The sequence below is a fragment of the Mycolicibacterium sp. ND9-15 genome, assembly GCF_035918395.1.
Classification (GTDB): domain Bacteria; phylum Actinomycetota; class Actinomycetes; order Mycobacteriales; family Mycobacteriaceae; genus Mycobacterium.
The window spans coordinates 174,129-189,721 of the sequence record NZ_CP142362.1 but is presented as its reverse complement, the minus strand read 5'-3'; the positions used below and the strand labels follow the sequence as shown (position 1 = coordinate 189,721).

15 protein-coding genes are annotated in these 15,593 nt (G+C 68.0%); 10 read left to right on the top strand and 5 right to left on the bottom strand.

Annotated features, from left to right (window positions below):
* The first annotated feature begins 1 nt into the window (after position 1).
* From scpA to lipL, 3 genes are read left to right on the top strand one after another with little or no spacing between them, the layout of a single operon-like run.
* Positions 2 to 2,269, top strand: a complete 2,268-nt coding sequence (scpA, locus tag QGN32_RS00895; protein WP_326546821.1) for a methylmalonyl-CoA mutase — start codon at positions 2 to 4, stop codon at positions 2,267 to 2,269.
* Entirely contained in the window at positions 2,270 to 3,262 is a 993-nt protein-coding gene (meaB, locus tag QGN32_RS00890) for a methylmalonyl Co-A mutase-associated GTPase MeaB (protein WP_326546820.1), read from the top strand.
* 47 nt (positions 3,263 to 3,309) lie between these two features.
* Positions 3,310 to 4,587, top strand: coding sequence for an esterase/beta-lactamase LipL (lipL, locus tag QGN32_RS00885; protein ID WP_326546819.1), 1,278 nt, complete (start codon positions 3,310 to 3,312; stop codon positions 4,585 to 4,587).
* Positions 4,588 to 4,594: 7 nt separating this feature from the next.
* Here the strand turns inward: lipL and QGN32_RS00880 are convergent, their stop codons facing one another.
* Positions 4,595 to 5,332, bottom strand: a complete 738-nt coding sequence (locus tag QGN32_RS00880) for a hypothetical protein (protein WP_326546818.1) — start codon at positions 5,330 to 5,332, stop codon at positions 4,595 to 4,597.
* 44 nt (positions 5,333 to 5,376) lie between these two features.
* On the bottom strand, positions 5,377 to 5,748 hold the full coding sequence (locus QGN32_RS00875) for an XRE family transcriptional regulator (RefSeq protein ID WP_326546817.1): 372 nt from the start codon (positions 5,746 to 5,748) through the stop codon (positions 5,377 to 5,379).
* 136 nt (positions 5,749 to 5,884) lie between these two features.
* Between QGN32_RS00875 and QGN32_RS00870 the strand changes: the two genes are divergently transcribed.
* Both QGN32_RS00870 and ileS read left to right on the top strand, forming a co-directional pair.
* The gene (locus QGN32_RS00870; RefSeq protein WP_326546816.1) at positions 5,885 to 6,529 is read left to right on the top strand and encodes a hypothetical protein; all 645 of its coding nucleotides are present in this window, start codon (positions 5,885 to 5,887) and stop codon (positions 6,527 to 6,529) included.
* A gap of 270 nt (positions 6,530 to 6,799) precedes the next feature.
* Positions 6,800 to 9,910, top strand: coding sequence for an isoleucine--tRNA ligase (gene ileS, locus QGN32_RS00865; RefSeq protein WP_326546815.1), 3,111 nt, complete (start codon positions 6,800 to 6,802; stop codon positions 9,908 to 9,910).
* Between the two features lie 9 nt (positions 9,911 to 9,919).
* Here ileS and QGN32_RS00860 read toward each other — a convergent pair whose 3' ends face one another.
* Positions 9,920 to 10,150: an RNA-binding S4 domain-containing protein gene (locus tag QGN32_RS00860; protein ID WP_326546814.1), complete on the bottom strand. Its 231-nt coding sequence runs from the start codon at positions 10,148 to 10,150 to the stop codon at positions 9,920 to 9,922.
* Positions 10,151 to 10,183: 33 nt separating this feature from the next.
* Here QGN32_RS00860 and QGN32_RS00855 point away from each other — a divergent pair, with 33 nt between their 5' ends.
* A complete protein-coding gene (locus QGN32_RS00855; protein ID WP_326546813.1) occupies positions 10,184 to 11,551 on the top strand; it encodes a DNA polymerase IV in 1,368 nt (455 codons plus the stop codon).
* Here the strand turns inward: QGN32_RS00855 and QGN32_RS00850 are convergent.
* Together QGN32_RS00850 and QGN32_RS00845 are read right to left on the bottom strand one after the other, a co-directional pair.
* Positions 11,533 to 11,982: a hypothetical protein gene (locus tag QGN32_RS00850; RefSeq protein WP_326548868.1), complete on the bottom strand. Its 450-nt coding sequence runs from the start codon at positions 11,980 to 11,982 to the stop codon at positions 11,533 to 11,535. The two genes, QGN32_RS00855 and QGN32_RS00850, sit on opposite strands and share 19 nt — an antisense overlap.
* A 57-nt stretch (positions 11,983 to 12,039) precedes the next feature.
* Complete coding sequence (locus tag QGN32_RS00845; RefSeq protein WP_326546812.1) at positions 12,040 to 12,960, bottom strand: asparaginase; 921 nt, start codon at positions 12,958 to 12,960, stop codon at positions 12,040 to 12,042.
* Between QGN32_RS00845 and lspA the strand changes: the two genes are divergently transcribed.
* The 4 genes from lspA to QGN32_RS00825 are packed head-to-tail and all read left to right on the top strand — an operon-like array spanning position 12,959 to position 15,551.
* Complete coding sequence (gene lspA / locus QGN32_RS00840; RefSeq protein WP_442791765.1) at positions 12,959 to 13,555, top strand: signal peptidase II; 597 nt, start codon at positions 12,959 to 12,961, stop codon at positions 13,553 to 13,555. The genes QGN32_RS00845 and lspA overlap by 2 nt on opposite strands.
* A complete protein-coding gene (locus tag QGN32_RS00835) occupies positions 13,555 to 14,484 on the top strand; it encodes an RluA family pseudouridine synthase (RefSeq protein ID WP_326546810.1) in 930 nt (309 codons plus the stop codon). Before lspA ends, QGN32_RS00835 begins: the two co-directional genes overlap by 1 nt.
* A gap of 56 nt (positions 14,485 to 14,540) precedes the next feature.
* Entirely contained in the window at positions 14,541 to 15,353 is an 813-nt protein-coding gene (gene rarD / locus QGN32_RS00830; RefSeq protein ID WP_442791811.1) for an EamA family transporter RarD, read from the top strand.
* A gap of 48 nt (positions 15,354 to 15,401) precedes the next feature.
* The gene (locus QGN32_RS00825; protein ID WP_326546808.1) at positions 15,402 to 15,551 is read left to right on the top strand and encodes a hypothetical protein; all 150 of its coding nucleotides are present in this window, start codon (positions 15,402 to 15,404) and stop codon (positions 15,549 to 15,551) included.
* Positions 15,552 to 15,593: the final 42 nt, after the last annotated feature.

Below are 15,593 nucleotides of genomic sequence, written 5' to 3'. Positions count from 1 at the left end.
GGTGACTGCCACCGCGGGAATCGGAAAGGACATCGGCAGCTTCGCCGACATCTCGTTGCGCGGCGAGACCGTTACCGAGGCGCCCACCGAGGCCGAGGTCACCGCCCACGTCGAAGCCGCCGCGGCGGCGCACGGCTACAGCGCCGACCAATCGGATTGGGTGACGCCGGAGGGCATCGACGTCAAGCCCGTCTTCATCGGTGCCGACCGCGGTGCCGCCGTCGCCGCGGGCTATCCGCTCGACACGTTCCCGGGCGAACCGCCGTTCGTGCGGGGCCCGTACCCGACGATGTACGTCAACCAGCCGTGGACCATCCGGCAGTACGCGGGCTTCTCCACCGCCGCGGAGTCCAACGCGTTCTATCGGCGCAACCTCGCGGCCGGGCAGAAGGGCCTCTCGGTGGCCTTCGACCTGGCCACGCACCGCGGCTACGACTCGGATCACCCACGGGTGCAGGGTGACGTCGGCATGGCCGGTGTGGCAATCGATTCCATTCTCGACATGCGCCAACTGTTCGACGGCATCGATCTTTCTTCGGTGTCGGTCTCGATGACGATGAACGGTGCGGTGCTGCCGATCCTCGCGCTGTACGTCGTCGCCGCCGAAGAGCAGGGTGTGCCGCCGGAGAAGCTGGCCGGGACCATCCAGAACGACATCCTCAAAGAGTTCATGGTCCGCAACACCTACATCTACCCGCCCCAGGCGTCGATGCGGATCATCTCCGACATCTTCGGCTACACCAGTGCCAAGATGCCGAAGTTCAACTCGATCTCGATCTCCGGCTACCACATCCAGGAAGCCGGTGCGACAGCCGATCTCGAGCTGGCCTACACGCTGGCCGACGGCGTCGAGTACATCAAGGCCGGTCTCGATGCCGGCCTGGACGTCGACAAGTTCGCGCCGCGGCTGTCGTTCTTCTGGGGCATCGGCATGAACTTCTTCATGGAGGTCGCCAAGCTGCGCGCAGGCCGGTTGCTATGGAGCGAACTGGTCGCCGAATTCAACCCGAAGAACCCGAAATCGCTTTCGCTGCGTACCCATTCGCAGACCTCGGGCTGGTCGCTGACCGCCCAGGACCCGTTCAACAACGTCACGCGCACCTGCATCGAGGCGATGGCGGCCACCCAGGGGCACACCCAGTCCCTGCACACCAACGCCCTCGACGAGGCGCTGGCGCTGCCGACCGACTTCTCGGCACGCATCGCCCGCAACACCCAGTTGCTGCTGCAGCAGGAGTCGGGCACTACCCGGCCCATCGACCCATGGGGCGGCTCGTACTACGTCGAATGGCTGACCCACCAACTCGCCACCGCGGCGCGGATGCACATCGGCGAGGTCGTCGAGCACGGCGGTATGGCCCAGGCGATCTCCGACGGCATCCCGAAGCTGCGCATCGAGGAGGCGGCCGCACGCACACAGGCCCGGATCGACTCGGGGCAGCAGACCGTGATCGGCGTCAACAAGTACCAGGTGGACGAGGACCACGACGTCGAGGTGCTCAAGGTCGAGAACAGTCGCGTGCGCGCGGAGCAGTTGGCCAAGCTCGAGCAGCTGCGCGGCGAGCGGGACCAGGCCGCCGTCGACGCCGCACTGGCCGACCTGGGCCGGGCCGCGGGTATCCGCGAACCCGGGGGTGAGGACGGCCTCGGCAACAACCTGCTGGCGCTTGCCGTCAACGCCGCGCGGGCCAAGGCCACCGTCGGCGAGATCTCCGATGCGCTCGAGCGGGTTTACGGGCGCCACGTCGCGGAGATACGTACGATCGCCGGCGTCTACCGCGACGAAATGGGGGTCGGGAACATCACGCCGCTATTCAAGGCAACCGATCTCGTGCAGAAGTTCGCCGAAGCCGACGGTCGCCAGCCCCGCATCCTGATCGCGAAGATGGGTCAGGACGGCCATGACCGCGGACAGAAGGTGATCGCGACCGCGTTCGCCGACATCGGGTTCGACGTTGACGTCGGCTCGCTTTTCTCCACACCCGAGGAGGTCGCGCGGCAGGCGGCCGACAACGACGTGCACGTCGTCGGCGTCTCGTCGCTGGCGGCCGGACACCTGACCCTGGTGCCCGCACTCCGTGAGGCGCTCGCCGAGGTCGGTCGGCCCGACATCATGATCGTGGTCGGCGGCGTCATCCCGCCGGGGGACTTCGACGAGCTCTACGCCGCCGGGGCGACCGCGATCTTCCCGCCCGGCACGGTGATCGCCGACGCGGCTGTCGGCCTGCTGCGCAAGCTGGCCGAGCGACTGGGCTACCGCCTCGACTAGATGGCCGACCCGATCACCGACCTCTCGTCCGCCGTGGCGGACGGCGACCGCGCCGCCCTGGCAAGAGCCATCACGCTGGTGGAGTCGACGCGCGTCGACCACCGCGAGCAGGCGCAGGAGCTGCTGCTGAGTCTGACCTCATACGCGGGTAACGCGCTGCACGTCGGGATCACCGGGGTGCCCGGCGTCGGGAAGTCGACGGCGATCGAGGCGCTCGGCATGTACCTGATCGAGCAGGGCCATAAGGTCGCGGTGCTCGCGGTCGACCCCTCGTCGACACGCACCCGCGGCTCGATCCTCGGCGACAAGACCCGGATGGCGCGGTTGGCGGTGCACCCCGATGCCTACATCCGGCCGTCACCGACCTCGGGCACGCTGGGCGGCGTCGCCAAGGCAACCCGCGAGACGATCGTGCTGCTGGAGGCGGCGGGCTTCGACGTGGTCCTGGTCGAGACTGTCGGCGTCGGGCAGTCCGAGGTGACGGTCGCCAACATGGTCGACACCTTCGTGTTCCTCACCCTGGCCCGCACCGGCGACCAGCTGCAGGGAATCAAGAAGGGCGTGCTCGAACTCGCCGACATCGTGGTGGTGAACAAAGCCGACGGTGAGCACGCGATCGAGGCCAAGCGGGCGGCCCGCGAGCTCGCCGGGGCCATCCGCCTCATCTATCCGCGCGAAACGCTATGGCGTCCACCCGTCCTCACGATGAGTGCGCTGGAGGGAAAGGGCCTCGAGGAGCTGTGGGCCACCGTGCTCAAGCATCGTGAGGTGCTCACGGAGGCGGGGGAGTTCGAGAACCGCCGGCGGGCCCAGCAAGTCGAGTGGACCTGGTCGATGGTGCGGGACACGGTGCTGGACCGGGTGCTGTCGAATCCGAAGGTGAAAGAGGTCCGGGCCGAGATCGAGCGCCAGGTCCGCGACGGCGAGCTGACCCCGGCGCTTGCTGCGCAGCACCTTCTCGACGCGGCTGACGTGCGCGGAGTTAACAAATAGGTAACACCGGGTTTATTTGCCGGGGTTACGAGTAAATTCAATGCATTGTGACTGGTGTCGAAAGCCGGGAGCGCAGCGCCGCGATCCCGCACGGTATCCAGGGCGCGGCGGATTCGAACTTCGCATGCACCCTGCGCGGTTTCTCTCGGCTGTTCCCCGGGCGCCGCTACGGCGGCGGCGCCCTGTCGATATACCTGTACGGCGAGCCCGTCGTCGACGTGTGGACCGGCTACTCGGATCGCCGCGGCACCCAGTACTGGAACCCCGACACCGGTGCCATGGTCTTTTCAGTCACAAAGGGCATGGCGTCGACGGTCGTCCATCGCCTCGCCGACCGTGGCCTGATCGACTACGACGCCCCCGTCGCCGAGTACTGGCCCGAGTTCGGGGCCAACGGCAAGGCCGGCATCACCGTGCGCGACGTGATGCAGCACCGGGCCGGACTGTCGCATCTCAACGGCTGCACCAAGGCCCAGCTGCTCGACCACCAGGTGATGGAGGAGCGGGTCGCCGCCGCGCCTGTGAACAAGCTGCTGCACGGGCACCAGGCCTACCACGCGCTGACCTACGGCTGGCTGATGTCCGGACTGGGCCGGGCGATCACCGGTAAGGGAATGCGCGACCTGATCCGCGAGGAACTGGCCGAGCCGCTCAACACCGACGGGCTGCATCTGGGTCGGCCGCCCGCCGAGTCGCCGACGCGCGCGGCGCAGATTCTGGCGCCGCAGAGCGCGCTGGCCAACCCGGTCTTCAACTTCATTGCCCCGCGCTTGGCGGCGCTGGGCGTGTCCGGGATGTTCGGCTCGATGTACTTCCCCGGGATGAAGTCCGTCGTCCAGGGTGACACCCCGTTCCTGGACGCGGAGATCCCGGCGGCCAACGGCGTCGCGACCGCCAGGAGCCTGGCCAAGATGTACGGCGCGATCGCCAACGGCGGCCGCATGGAGGGCAAGCAGTTCCTGTCCGAGGAGCGGGTCGCGCTGCTGACCGGAAGGCGGCCGAGCTTCTGGCCGGATCGCAACATCTTCGTGCCGCTGAGCTTTCACCTCGGCTACCACTCGCTGCCGGTGCCGCCGGGGCTGATGGCCGGCTTCGGCCATGCCGGCCTTGCCGGATCCGTCGGCTGGGCCGATCCGACGAGCGGGCTGTCGTTCGGGTTCGTGCACAATCGGCTGCTGACGCGAATGGTGCTCGACCAGGCCGCCTTCGCCGGGTTGGGGATGCTGATCCGGCGTGACGCCGCACGGGCCCGCAGGCGCGGATATCAGCCGGTTTCCGACCTGGGCGCGCCCTTCTATGGTGTGCCGCGCCCCGTCGCGGGCTAGCGCTCGATCAGTTGGACGCGCTGCTGAACCACTTGGTCTTCTGCCGCCAGGACTCCGCCGAGGTGAGCGCGAAACCCGCGCCGCACATGCAGGCGAACACCCAAACCAGCGTCGTGCCCGCGTCGAGCTGCTGCAGCGCGGGGATGTAGGCGGTGAGCAGCCGGACGATGCACGCGGCGATGCCCGCGGCGCACGAGATCAAGTACACGTTGGCGATTTTGCGCGACCGCGGGTCCGTGCGCAGTATCAGCAGGGCCCTGCTGCCATAGCCCAACAGGTAGATCAGGATGCCGCACAGGATCAGCCAATAGGTGTTGAGCCAGAAGTCTGTCGGCACCTGGAAGAAGTCCGGCTTGTAGATCCGCGCGCCGTTGCCGACGGAGAAGGTGAACAGGAGCAGCGGGATACACAAAGTGGCCGGCAACTCCACGTACTTCTTGAACGACCTCTGGAGCAGATGGTCGTCCTGCAGCCGGCCGAGCGCGTTGTAGACGACGGCCGACGCGGCGACGATGTAGCAGTCGTGGCCGATGAAGTCTTCGAGGTTCCACTTGCCCGTCAGCGCGTGCAGTGCCACACCGAGCGTTTCGGAGGCCCAGGGCGACATCAACACCACTGCCATGCCTTGTAGCGCGATGTTGAGAGTGGCCGCGACCTCCCACCTTGACGACCAGGTGACGCGGCGAATCCACAGGCTCCACGCGATACAGCTAAGCGTTATCGCGATGAGTGTCGCCAAAGCCATGAGCGTTGCCTTTGAGCTGCTGTGGTACTCAGCAAAGTCTACGGTTAAAGCGGCGGAGCGTCACTGCGCGGCCGCAGTTCGGAAAGGCGGGGAATCCGGGTGCGGGCCTTGGTCGCCTCCCGCACGGCGGTCTGCGTCGATCCGGTTGTGCGCTGCAGGAATTCGACGTAGCTCAGCACTTCCTGCCTGGTCATCAGGCCGAATCTGATCTGCAGGTCGGGATAGCTCAGGCCGAACCGGTCGGCGACTCGCCGCAGCTCCTCGGCGTCCGGATAGTCGGCTTCTTTGATCCGCCGGTAGTACGTGCTGCTCGACGTGCCCAGGGCGTCGTAGATGTCCTTCGCGTCGATGTCCCCGTCGAGCAGGTAGTCGAGCAGGGCCTTGAGTTGTCTGCCGTTCTCGTCCGTCCGGGGCACCCACCCACTGTAACGAAAGGGCTCGGGTTCGGGCAGTACCGTCCGCAAACTGGAAAAGTTTGCCTAAATTGACACTGGCGTCACACTGTTGGGAGGCCTCTCCCATTTATGGGACACCTGGGCTATCTTCGGAACCATGGCTGCTCCCTACCTGGCTTCGCCGACCGGAGTTGTGCGCCCACTCGGCGATTTTGCTGCGGCAACAGTCCGGATCACGGACTACGACCCCGCCGAAGCCCCGCGTTCCGCGGGCATGGTCAAAGTGCCCACGCCCGCCAGCGACGAGTTGACGGCCGAACTGGACGGCGCCACCCAGTGGCTCGCCGTGCCGGCCGACGAAATCCTGCTCGCCGCGCTGACCAGGGCGCTCGCGCGCACACTGGGCGACGGGGTGGTGCCAGTCGACATCGCCAGCGAGCGCGGCTGCCTGCTCGACGCGGTGCCCCTGGTGTGCGCGACGGCGCAGCAGGCCGGTGCGACCGAGGTGCTGGCGTCCGTGCACCGCACGCTGGCCGTCGCGTCGGAACGCGATGCGGCCGTTTCACCAGAGGTGTACTTCAACTACATCGGCGAGTTGCCTGCGGAGAACGTGCCGGTGCAGGACACCCCGCCGGGGCTCGGCCACGCGTTGGAGGTGCGGGTGTACCGCACCGGCGGTCGCGTGCAAGTCGATTGGTGGTACGACACGAGCAGGTTCGAGCACTACACGATCGAGGAGCTGGCCGAACAGTTCCCGCTCGCGCTCGTCGAGATGACTTCGGACGCATCGCCGCCGAACTGACTCGGTAAGATCGACTTCAACGGCTTGGATCCGGCAATCACCGGGGAGCCTTCGGAAGAACAGCTCGACACCATTCGTCTTCGGCCGGTCCGAGCCCAGTAGACCCGAACGGGTGGGTCCGTCATCGCCCGAAGCGAGCGGCGCGCCCCTTCCTCGGGGTGCGCAAGCGGGGTGGTACCGCGGCGCCGCGCACCAGCGCGCAACGTCGTCCCCGTGCCTTGACGAACCTGAGGTTTCCGAGTCTGGAGGCCCACAAGAGGCACAGGAGCTATGACCGCCTACCCGAAGCCGACCGCCGGTGCGCCGAAGTTCCCGGCGCTGGAGGCCGACGTCCTCGAATACTGGGACCGCGACGACACCTTCCGCGCCAGCATCGCGCGCCGCGACGACGCCCCGGAGTACGTCTTCTACGACGGTCCGCCGTTCGCCAACGGACTGCCCCACTACGGGCACCTGCTCACCGGCTACGTCAAGGACATCGTGCCGCGGTATCGCACCATGCGCGGCTACAAGGTGGAACGCCGGTTCGGCTGGGACACCCACGGCCTGCCCGCCGAACTCGAGGTCCAGCGCCAGCTCGGAATCACCGACAAGGCGCAGATCGAAAAGATGGGCATCGAGAAGTTCAACGACGCCTGCCGCGCCTCGGTGCTCAAGTACACCGACGAATGGCGCGCCTATGTGACCCGGCAGGCCCGCTGGGTGGACTTCGACAACGACTACAAGACCCTCGAACCCGAGTTCATGGAGTCGGTGATCTGGGCGTTCAAACAATTGTGGGACAAGGGTCTTGCGTATGAGGGGAACCGCGTGCTGCCGTACTGCTGGAACGACGAGACCCCGTTGTCCAGCCATGAACTGCGGATGGACGACGACGTCTACCAGAGCCGTCAGGATCCGGCGATCACCGTGGGCTTCCAGGTCAGTGATGGTGCGCTGGGCGGCAGTCACCTGCTGATCTGGACCACCACTCCGTGGACCCTGCCGTCCAACCAGGCCGTCGCGGTGCACCCCGACGTCACCTACGTACAGGTGGCCGCCCCCGACGGCCGGCGGTACGTGTTGGCCGAGGCGCGCCTGGCCGCCTACGCCCGCGAATTGGGCGAGGAGCCGGAGGTGCTGGCCACCTGTTCCGGTCGCGATCTGCTCGGGATCCGCTATCTGCCGCCGTTCCCGTACTTCGCCGATGCGCCCCAGTCGTTTCGGGTGCTAGCCGCGGACTTCGTCAGCACCGAGGACGGCACCGGCATCGTGCACATGTCGCCGGCGTACGGCGAAGACGACATGCTCACCGCGCAGGCCGCGGGCATCGAGGCCGTCACACCGGTGGACTCCAAGGGCCGGTTCGACGCGACCGTGCCCGACTACGCGGGACAGCACGTCTTCGACGCCAACCCGCAGATCATCCGCGACCTGAAGAATCAGGCCGGCTCGGCAGCCCTCAACGGCGCCGTGCTGCTGCGTCACGAGACCTACGAGCACTCCTATCCGCACTGCTGGCGCTGCCGCAACCCCCTGATCTACCGCGCGGTGTCCTCGTGGTTCGTCAAGGTCACCGAGTTCCGCGACCGGATGGTGGAGTTGAACCAGCAGATCACCTGGTATCCCGAACACGTCAAGGACGGTCAGTTCGGCAAGTGGCTGGCCGGCGCCCGCGACTGGTCTATCTCGCGAAACCGCTACTGGGGCACGCCGATTCCGGTCTGGAAGTCCGACGATCCGGCGTATCCGCGTATCGACGTCTACGGCAGCCTCGATGAACTGGAGCGCGACTTCGGGGTGCGCCCCAGCGATCTGCACCGGCCGTACATCGACGAGCTCACCCGGCCCAACCCCGACGACCCGACCGGAAAGTCGACGATGCGCCGCATCGAGGACGTGTTCGACGTCTGGTTCGACTCGGGTTCGATGCCGTACGCCCAGGTGCACTATCCGTTCGAGAACCAGGACTGGTTCGACTCGCATTTTCCCGGTGACTTCATCGTGGAGTACATCGGCCAGACCCGTGGCTGGTTCTACACGCTGCACGTCCTGGCCACCGCGCTGTTCGACAAGCCGGCTTTCAAAACCTGTGTGGCGCACGGGATCGTGCTCGGCAACGACGGCCAGAAGATGAGCAAGTCGCTACGCAACTATCCCGACGTGACCGAGGTGTTCGACCGCGACGGGTCGGATGCGATGCGCTGGTTCCTGATGGCCTCGCCGATCCTGCGTGGCGGCAACCTGATCGTGACCGAACAGGGCATTCGCGAAGGTGTCCGCCAGGTGCTGCTGCCGCTGTGGAACGCCTACACGTTCCTGGCGTTGTACGCGCCCAGGAAGGGCGTGTGGCGTACGGACTCCACGCACGTGCTCGACCGTTACATCATGGCCAAGCTCGCCGTGCTGCGCGACGACCTCACCGCGTCGCTGGATGTCTGCGACATCTCGGGCGCCTGTGACGAGTTGCGGCAGTTCACCGAGGCATTGACCAATTGGTATGTGCGACGGTCTCGTTCGCGGTTCTGGGAGGAGGATCCGGATGCCATCGACACCCTGCACACGGTGTTGGAGGTGACCGCCCGACTGGCGGCTCCGCTGCTTCCGTTGATCACCGAGGTCATCTGGCGCGGGATCACCGGTGAGCGCTCGGTGCACCTGACCGACTGGCCCGGGGAAGGCGTGGTGCCCGCAGACCCCGAGTTGGTCGCGACGATGGACCAGGTGCGGGAGGTGGCGTCGACCGGGTTGTCGCTCCGCAAGGCCAAGAGGCTGCGCGTACGATTGCCGCTACCGAAACTGACTGTGGCCGTGGATGACCCACAGCGCCTGGCGCCGTTCACCGACCTGATCGCCGACGAGCTGAACGTCAAGGCCGTCGAGCTCACCGACGACATCGACACCTACGGCCGGTTCGAGTTGACCGTCGACGCCCGCGTCGCGGGTCCGCGGCTGGGCAAGGACGTGCAAGCGGCGATCAAGGCCGTCAAGGCGGGGGAGGCCGTCGTCAACGCCGACGGCACACTGACCGCGGGCCCGGCGGTGTTGCAGCCCGGGGAGTACAGCTCGCGGCTGGTCGCCGCCGATGCGGAATCCACCGCGGCGCTGTCCGACGGGGCCGGGCTGGTGGTGCTCGACGGCACTGTCACCGAGGAGTTGGAGGCCGAGGGCTGGGCCAAGGACCGCATCCGTGAGCTGCAGGATCTGCGTAAGTCCACGGGCCTCGATGTGTCCGACCGGATCTCGGTGGTGATATCCGTGCCCGAGGAGCGGGAGGCGTGGGCCCGCACGCACCGTGACCTGATCGCGCGCGAAATACTCGCGACCAGCTTCGATTTCGGTGAGCCGGCGGACGGCAGCGAGATCGGTGACGGCGTGAAGGTCGCGATCGCCAAGGCCTAGCGAGCCGGCCTAGCGAGCCACCCGGGCGCCACGGCCGGAGAACGCCACGACATCGGCGGGCTGAAGCTGTCGGCCCCGCCGGCGTTCGACCTCGCCGTTGACGGTGACCAAACCGTCGGCGATCACCGACTTGGCGTCGGCGCCGGAGTCGATGAGGCCGGCCAACTTGAGGAACTGACCCAGCCGAATCGAGGCATCCCGGATCGGGACATCGACAGGTTCGGCGCCCGGGTGTGCCATGCGGGTCAGGCTAGCGCCTTAGCATCGGCAGCTGTGGACGCTCGCTGGGTGCTGCACCTCGATATGGACGCGTTTTTCGCGTCGGTCGAGCAGCTGACCCGGCCCACGTTGCGGGGACGCCCGGTGCTGGTCGGCGGGCTGGGCGGACGCGGCGTGGTCGCGGGGGCCAGCTACGAGTCGCGGGTCTACGGTGCCAAGTCGGCGATGCCGATGCATCAGGCCCGCAGGCTGGTCGGGGCCACCGCGGTGGTCCTGCCGCCGCGCGGAGTGGTGTACGGCGTCGCCAGCCGCCGTGTGTTCGAGACCGTGCGCGCCATGGTGCCGGTCCTCGAGCAGCTCTCGTTCGACGAGGCCTTCGGTGAGCCCGCCGAGCTTGCGGGCGCGTCGGCGAGCGATGTCGAGGGCTTCTGCCGAACGCTGCGGTCCCGGGTGCTCGAGGAGACCGGGCTGGTCGCGTCGATCGGTGCGGGCTCGGGAAAACAGCTCGCCAAGATCGCTTCGGGGCTGGCGAAGCCCGACGGAATGCGGGTGGTTCGCCGGGAGGAGGAACGCGCGTTGCTCGAGGGCCTGCCGGTGCGCAGGCTGTGGGGGATCGGGCCCGTCGCGGGGGAGAAGTTGCACCGGCTCGGCATCGAGACCATTGGCGCCTTCGCCGCGCTCACCGAGGCCGAGGCCACCGACATTCTCGGCGGGGCCGTCGGCCGGGCACTGCACCGGCTGGCCCGCGGCATCGATGACCGGCCGGTCGCCGAGAACGCACCGGCCAAACAGATCAGCGCCGAGTCCACGTTCCCCGAGGACCTGACCACCCTCGACCAGCTCCGCGAAGCGATGGGTCCGATCGGCGAGCACGCCCACCGACGCCTGGAGAAAGACGGCCGCGGCGCCCGCACCGTGACCGTGAAGCTGAAGAAGTCCGATATGAGCACGCTCACCCGCTCCGCGACCCTGCCGTACGCCACCACCGACGCGGCCACCCTGGTCGCGACCGCACGCCGTCTTTTGCTCGACCCTGTGGTAGTCGGCCCGATTCGCCTTCTGGGCGTTGGCTTCTCGGGGCTCTCCGATGTCCGTCAGGAGTCGCTGTTCCCGGATCTCGAGCTGATGGCAGCCGACGATGTCACGCACACCGGGCTGCCGCCCACCGTCACGGACCTGGCCGCGACCCCACCGGCATGGCGCATCGGCGACGACGTCACACAACCGGACTTCGGGCACGGCTGGATCCAGGGGGCGGGGCACGGCGTGATGACGGTCCGGTTCGAGACCCGTACCACCGGCCCGGGTCAGGCCCGCACGTTCCCCGTCGAAGCGTCCGGCATCGAGCGCGCGAACCCGGTCGACTCCCTCGACTGGCCGGATTATGTCGCCGAGTTGGCCCGCTACCAGAGCACCCCGTAGGCGTCGGAGATCGTGAACCCGTGCCCGCCATACGTCTTGCATGTCACGGTGCCCTGGTGTCCGACACCGCAACTCGCCCCCCAGTTCTCGAGCCGGTAGCCGGCGGGCAGCACGTCGACGTCCGCACGCGTGAACGACGGTGCGGCGGAATGACGGTAGAGGGCGGGGCCGCCGCTGGTCAGATACGTCTGGTTGGTTCCGGGCGGGGCGTCCAGCGGAACCCCGTCACAGCCGATGGGTCCACCGTTGGGGCCGATGCCACAGAACAGGCCCTCCGGTGTCCGGAAGAACACGTGGTAGTTGGGCGGTGGACCGGGTCGGTAGAGGCCTTCGGCGACGGGGTAGTCGTCGATTGCGTCCGCCCCGGGCGGTGGCGGTTCGGCACGGGCCACCGCGCCCGCGGTGAGGGCCAAGGCCAGAACCCCGATCATCGTCGTGCCTCGGCGAAACGCTTTCTCGAAGTGCACGCGTCCACGTTGCCACGCGCGTCAAGCCCAGCGGGCGAAGGCGTCCTCGACGGGGGAGCCGCTCGCCAGCGCGGCCATCAGCAGCACCCGCGCCTGTGATGCCCGCAACCGTGGCACCGGCACCGCGCCCGCGGCCACCAGGTCGTGGCCCGGACCGTATGCGGGGGTGACCCGGCCGCCGGGCACGCGGGTGCACACCACGACCGCGATTCCCGCGCGGCACAGTCGCCGTACCCCCTCGATCACCGGCGGCCCGGCGTTGCCGGCGCCCAACGCCTCCAACACGATGCCCCGCGCGCCCGCGCCCACGGAGGCGTCCATCGCGACCGCATCCGCGCCCGGGTAGGCGGCGACGATGTCGACCCTGGGCGCTTCGGCGGCCGGCAGCGCGCCGACGAAGGGCCGGACCTTCGTCCCATGCCTGGCGAACCCGGCGTCCGACACCGTGCCGATCGCGGTGCCCGCGAACCCGCGCGAGTCGGTCGTCGAGACCTTCTGCAGACCCAACGGTTGCCAGACCACTCCCGCGAAGCTGACGACGACGCCGAGGTCTCGCGCGGCCGGACTGCCCGCGACAATCAAGGCGTCACGAAGGTTCGCCGGGCCGTCGGCATCGGGCGCGTCGGCGCTGCGCTGGGCACCGGTGAGCACCACCGGAGCGGCGCCGCGGTAGGTCAGATCGAGCCAGAGCGCCGTCTCCTCCATGGTGTCGGTGCCGTGCGTGACGACGACACCGTCGGCGTCCTGTGCGGTGGTCGCGGTCGCGATGCGGATCCAGTCGGCGGGGCCCAGTTGGGAGCTGTCGACCGCCATCACGTCGATGACGTCGACCTCCAGTCCGGACGTCAACTCGGCCCCGGTTCGGGCCGGACGCTTGACGCCGTCTTGGCCCGTACTCGTGGCGATGGTGCCGCCGGTGGTGACGACGACGAGGCGACCCATGGTGCGAGATTCTTCCGCATCCCCGCTTTGGGATGATGGAACGGTGACTGACGACCCGGGAGTGGCCGAAGAGACCACCGAGGAAACACTGCCGCCGAGGCGCCGGCTGCGGCTGTTGCTCGGCATCGCGGCGGCCGTACTGGTCACCGATATCGTCACCAAGGTTCTCGCCGTCAAACTGCTCACCCCCGGCCAGCCCGTGTCGATCATCGGCGACACGGTGACCTGGACTCTGGTGCGCAACTCGGGTGCCGCGTTCTCGATGGCCACCGGCTACACCTGGGTCCTCACGTTGATCGCCACCGGCGTGGTGATCGGGATCGTGTGGATGGGCCGCCGCCTGGTGTCCCCGTGGTGGGCCGTCGGACTGGGCATGATCCTCGGCGGCGCGCTCGGCAACCTCGTCGACCGGTTCTTCCGCTCACCCGGCCCGTTACAGGGCCACGTCGTCGACTTCCTGTCCATCGGCTGGTGGCCCGTGTTCAACGTGGCCGACCCGGCCGTGGTGGGTGGAGCCATCCTGCTCGTCGCGCTGTCGCTGTTCGGCTTCGACTTCGACACGGTCGGCCGGCGTAAGACGGCCGAGGACGAGTGATGGCCGATCGGTCGCTCCCGGTCCCCGAGGGGCTGGCGGGGATGCGGGTCGACGCGGGCGTCGCACGGTTGCTCGGCCTGTCGCGAACCGCGGCCGCGGCGCTGGCCGAGGACGGCGGTGTCGAGATCGACGGTGCCCGCGCAGGCAAGTCGGACAAGCTGCCCGCGGGCGCGTGGCTGGACGTACGGCTGCCCGAAGCGCCTCCGCCGGTGGAGAACACGCCCGTCGAGATCGAGGGCATGACGATTCTGTACTCCGACGACGACATCGTCGCCGTCGACAAGCCGCCCGGCGTCGCGGCCCACGCCACCGTGGGTTGGTCCGGTCCGACTGTGCTGGGCGGCCTGGCCGCCGCCGGCTATCGCATCAGCACGTCGGGCATCCACGAGCGCCAGGGCATCGTGCACCGCCTCGACGTCGGCACGTCGGGGGTCATGGTCGTGGCGCTGTCCGAGCGTGCGTACACGGTCCTCAAACGGGCGTTCAAGCAGCGCACCGTCGAGAAGCGCTATCACGCGCTGGTGCAGGGTCATCCCGATCCGTCGAGCGGAACGATCGACGCGCCCATCGGCCGTCATCGCGGGCATGACTGGAAGTTCGCGGTCACCGAGGGCGGCAGGCACAGCGTCACCCATTACGACACGCTGGAAGCACATCGTGCCGCGAGCCTGCTCGACATCGAGCTGGAAACCGGTCGCACGCACCAGATCCGGGTACATTTCGCCGCGCTGCACCATCCGTGCGTCGGCGATCTCACCTACGGCGCCGACCCCACGCTGGCCCACCGGCTCGGACTGGAGCGGCAATGGCTGCACGCGCGGTCCCTGGCGTTCGCGCATCCCGCAGACGGGCGCCGCGTCGAGATCACCAGCCCGTATCCGCCCGATCTGCAACACGCCCTCGATGCGCTGCGCAATCACGAAGCGTGAGGGACGCCCGTAACTCCGGATTGCTGTTCGGTGTCGGCGCCTATGTGTGCTGGGGGATGTTCCCCGCGTTCTTCCCGTTGCTGAAGCCCGCGTCCGCTGTCGAGGTGCTGGCGCACCGGATCGTGTGGAGCTTTCTGCTGATGGTCGTCGTCGTCGCGATCGTCGGCAGGCTGGGCGACCTGACGCAGATCGCCGGTCGCACCTGGGTGCTGCTTGCCGCTGCGTCGGCGTTCATCTCGATCAACTGGGGCGTTTACGTCTACGCCGTCAACAACGGACACGTGGTCGACGCGGCGCTGGGCTACTTCATCAACCCCCTGGTGACGGTCGCGCTGGGGCTGATCGTCTTCCGGGAACGGCTCAACCGCGCGCAGTGCGCCGCGCTCGCCATCGCGGTGGCCGGGGTGGTGGTATTGACCGCGGAGGTGGGTGCGCCGCCGTACATCGGCCTCGCCCTGGCGTTCTCCTTCGGTCTCTACGGCGCGGTCAAGAAGGTGGTGCCGACCGACCCGCGGGTGAGCGTCGGCGTAGAAGCCGGTCTCGCCACCCCGTTCGCGGCGGCTTATCTGGCCGTCCTGCAGAGCACCGGGCACGCGACGTTCACCGAGCACGGCGGCGGCCATGTCGCGCTGTTGATCCTGTCCGGGGTGCTGACGGCGCTGCCGCTGCTGCTGTTCGCCGCCGCAGCGCAGCGGTTGCCGCTGGTCACCATGGGCTTGCTGTTCTACCTGAACCCGGTGATGCAGTTGACGTGGGGCGTGCTTGTCGGCCGCGAACCGATGCCGCCCGCGCGCTGGCTGGGATTCGCGCTGATCTGGCTGGCCCTGCTGGTGTTCAGCGTCGATGCGATTCGACGGGTCACGGCATAGGGAAACACCGGATTTCTCCGCGTCCCTCCCGGCAATACCGTTTCAGGCATGTATGGCTTCTTGTTCGCCGTCATGGTGGCGGGCCTCGTCACGGCGGGAATCCTGACACAACTCGGTTGGCAGTTACCGACGCCGGCGGAGGTCAGGCGTGGCCTGGAACGCGTGCGGTCGCGCGCCGATCTGACGAAGCGTCGGTAGCCGGCGCGGCGGGGCGGAGACACGCATTCCCGACACGCCGAG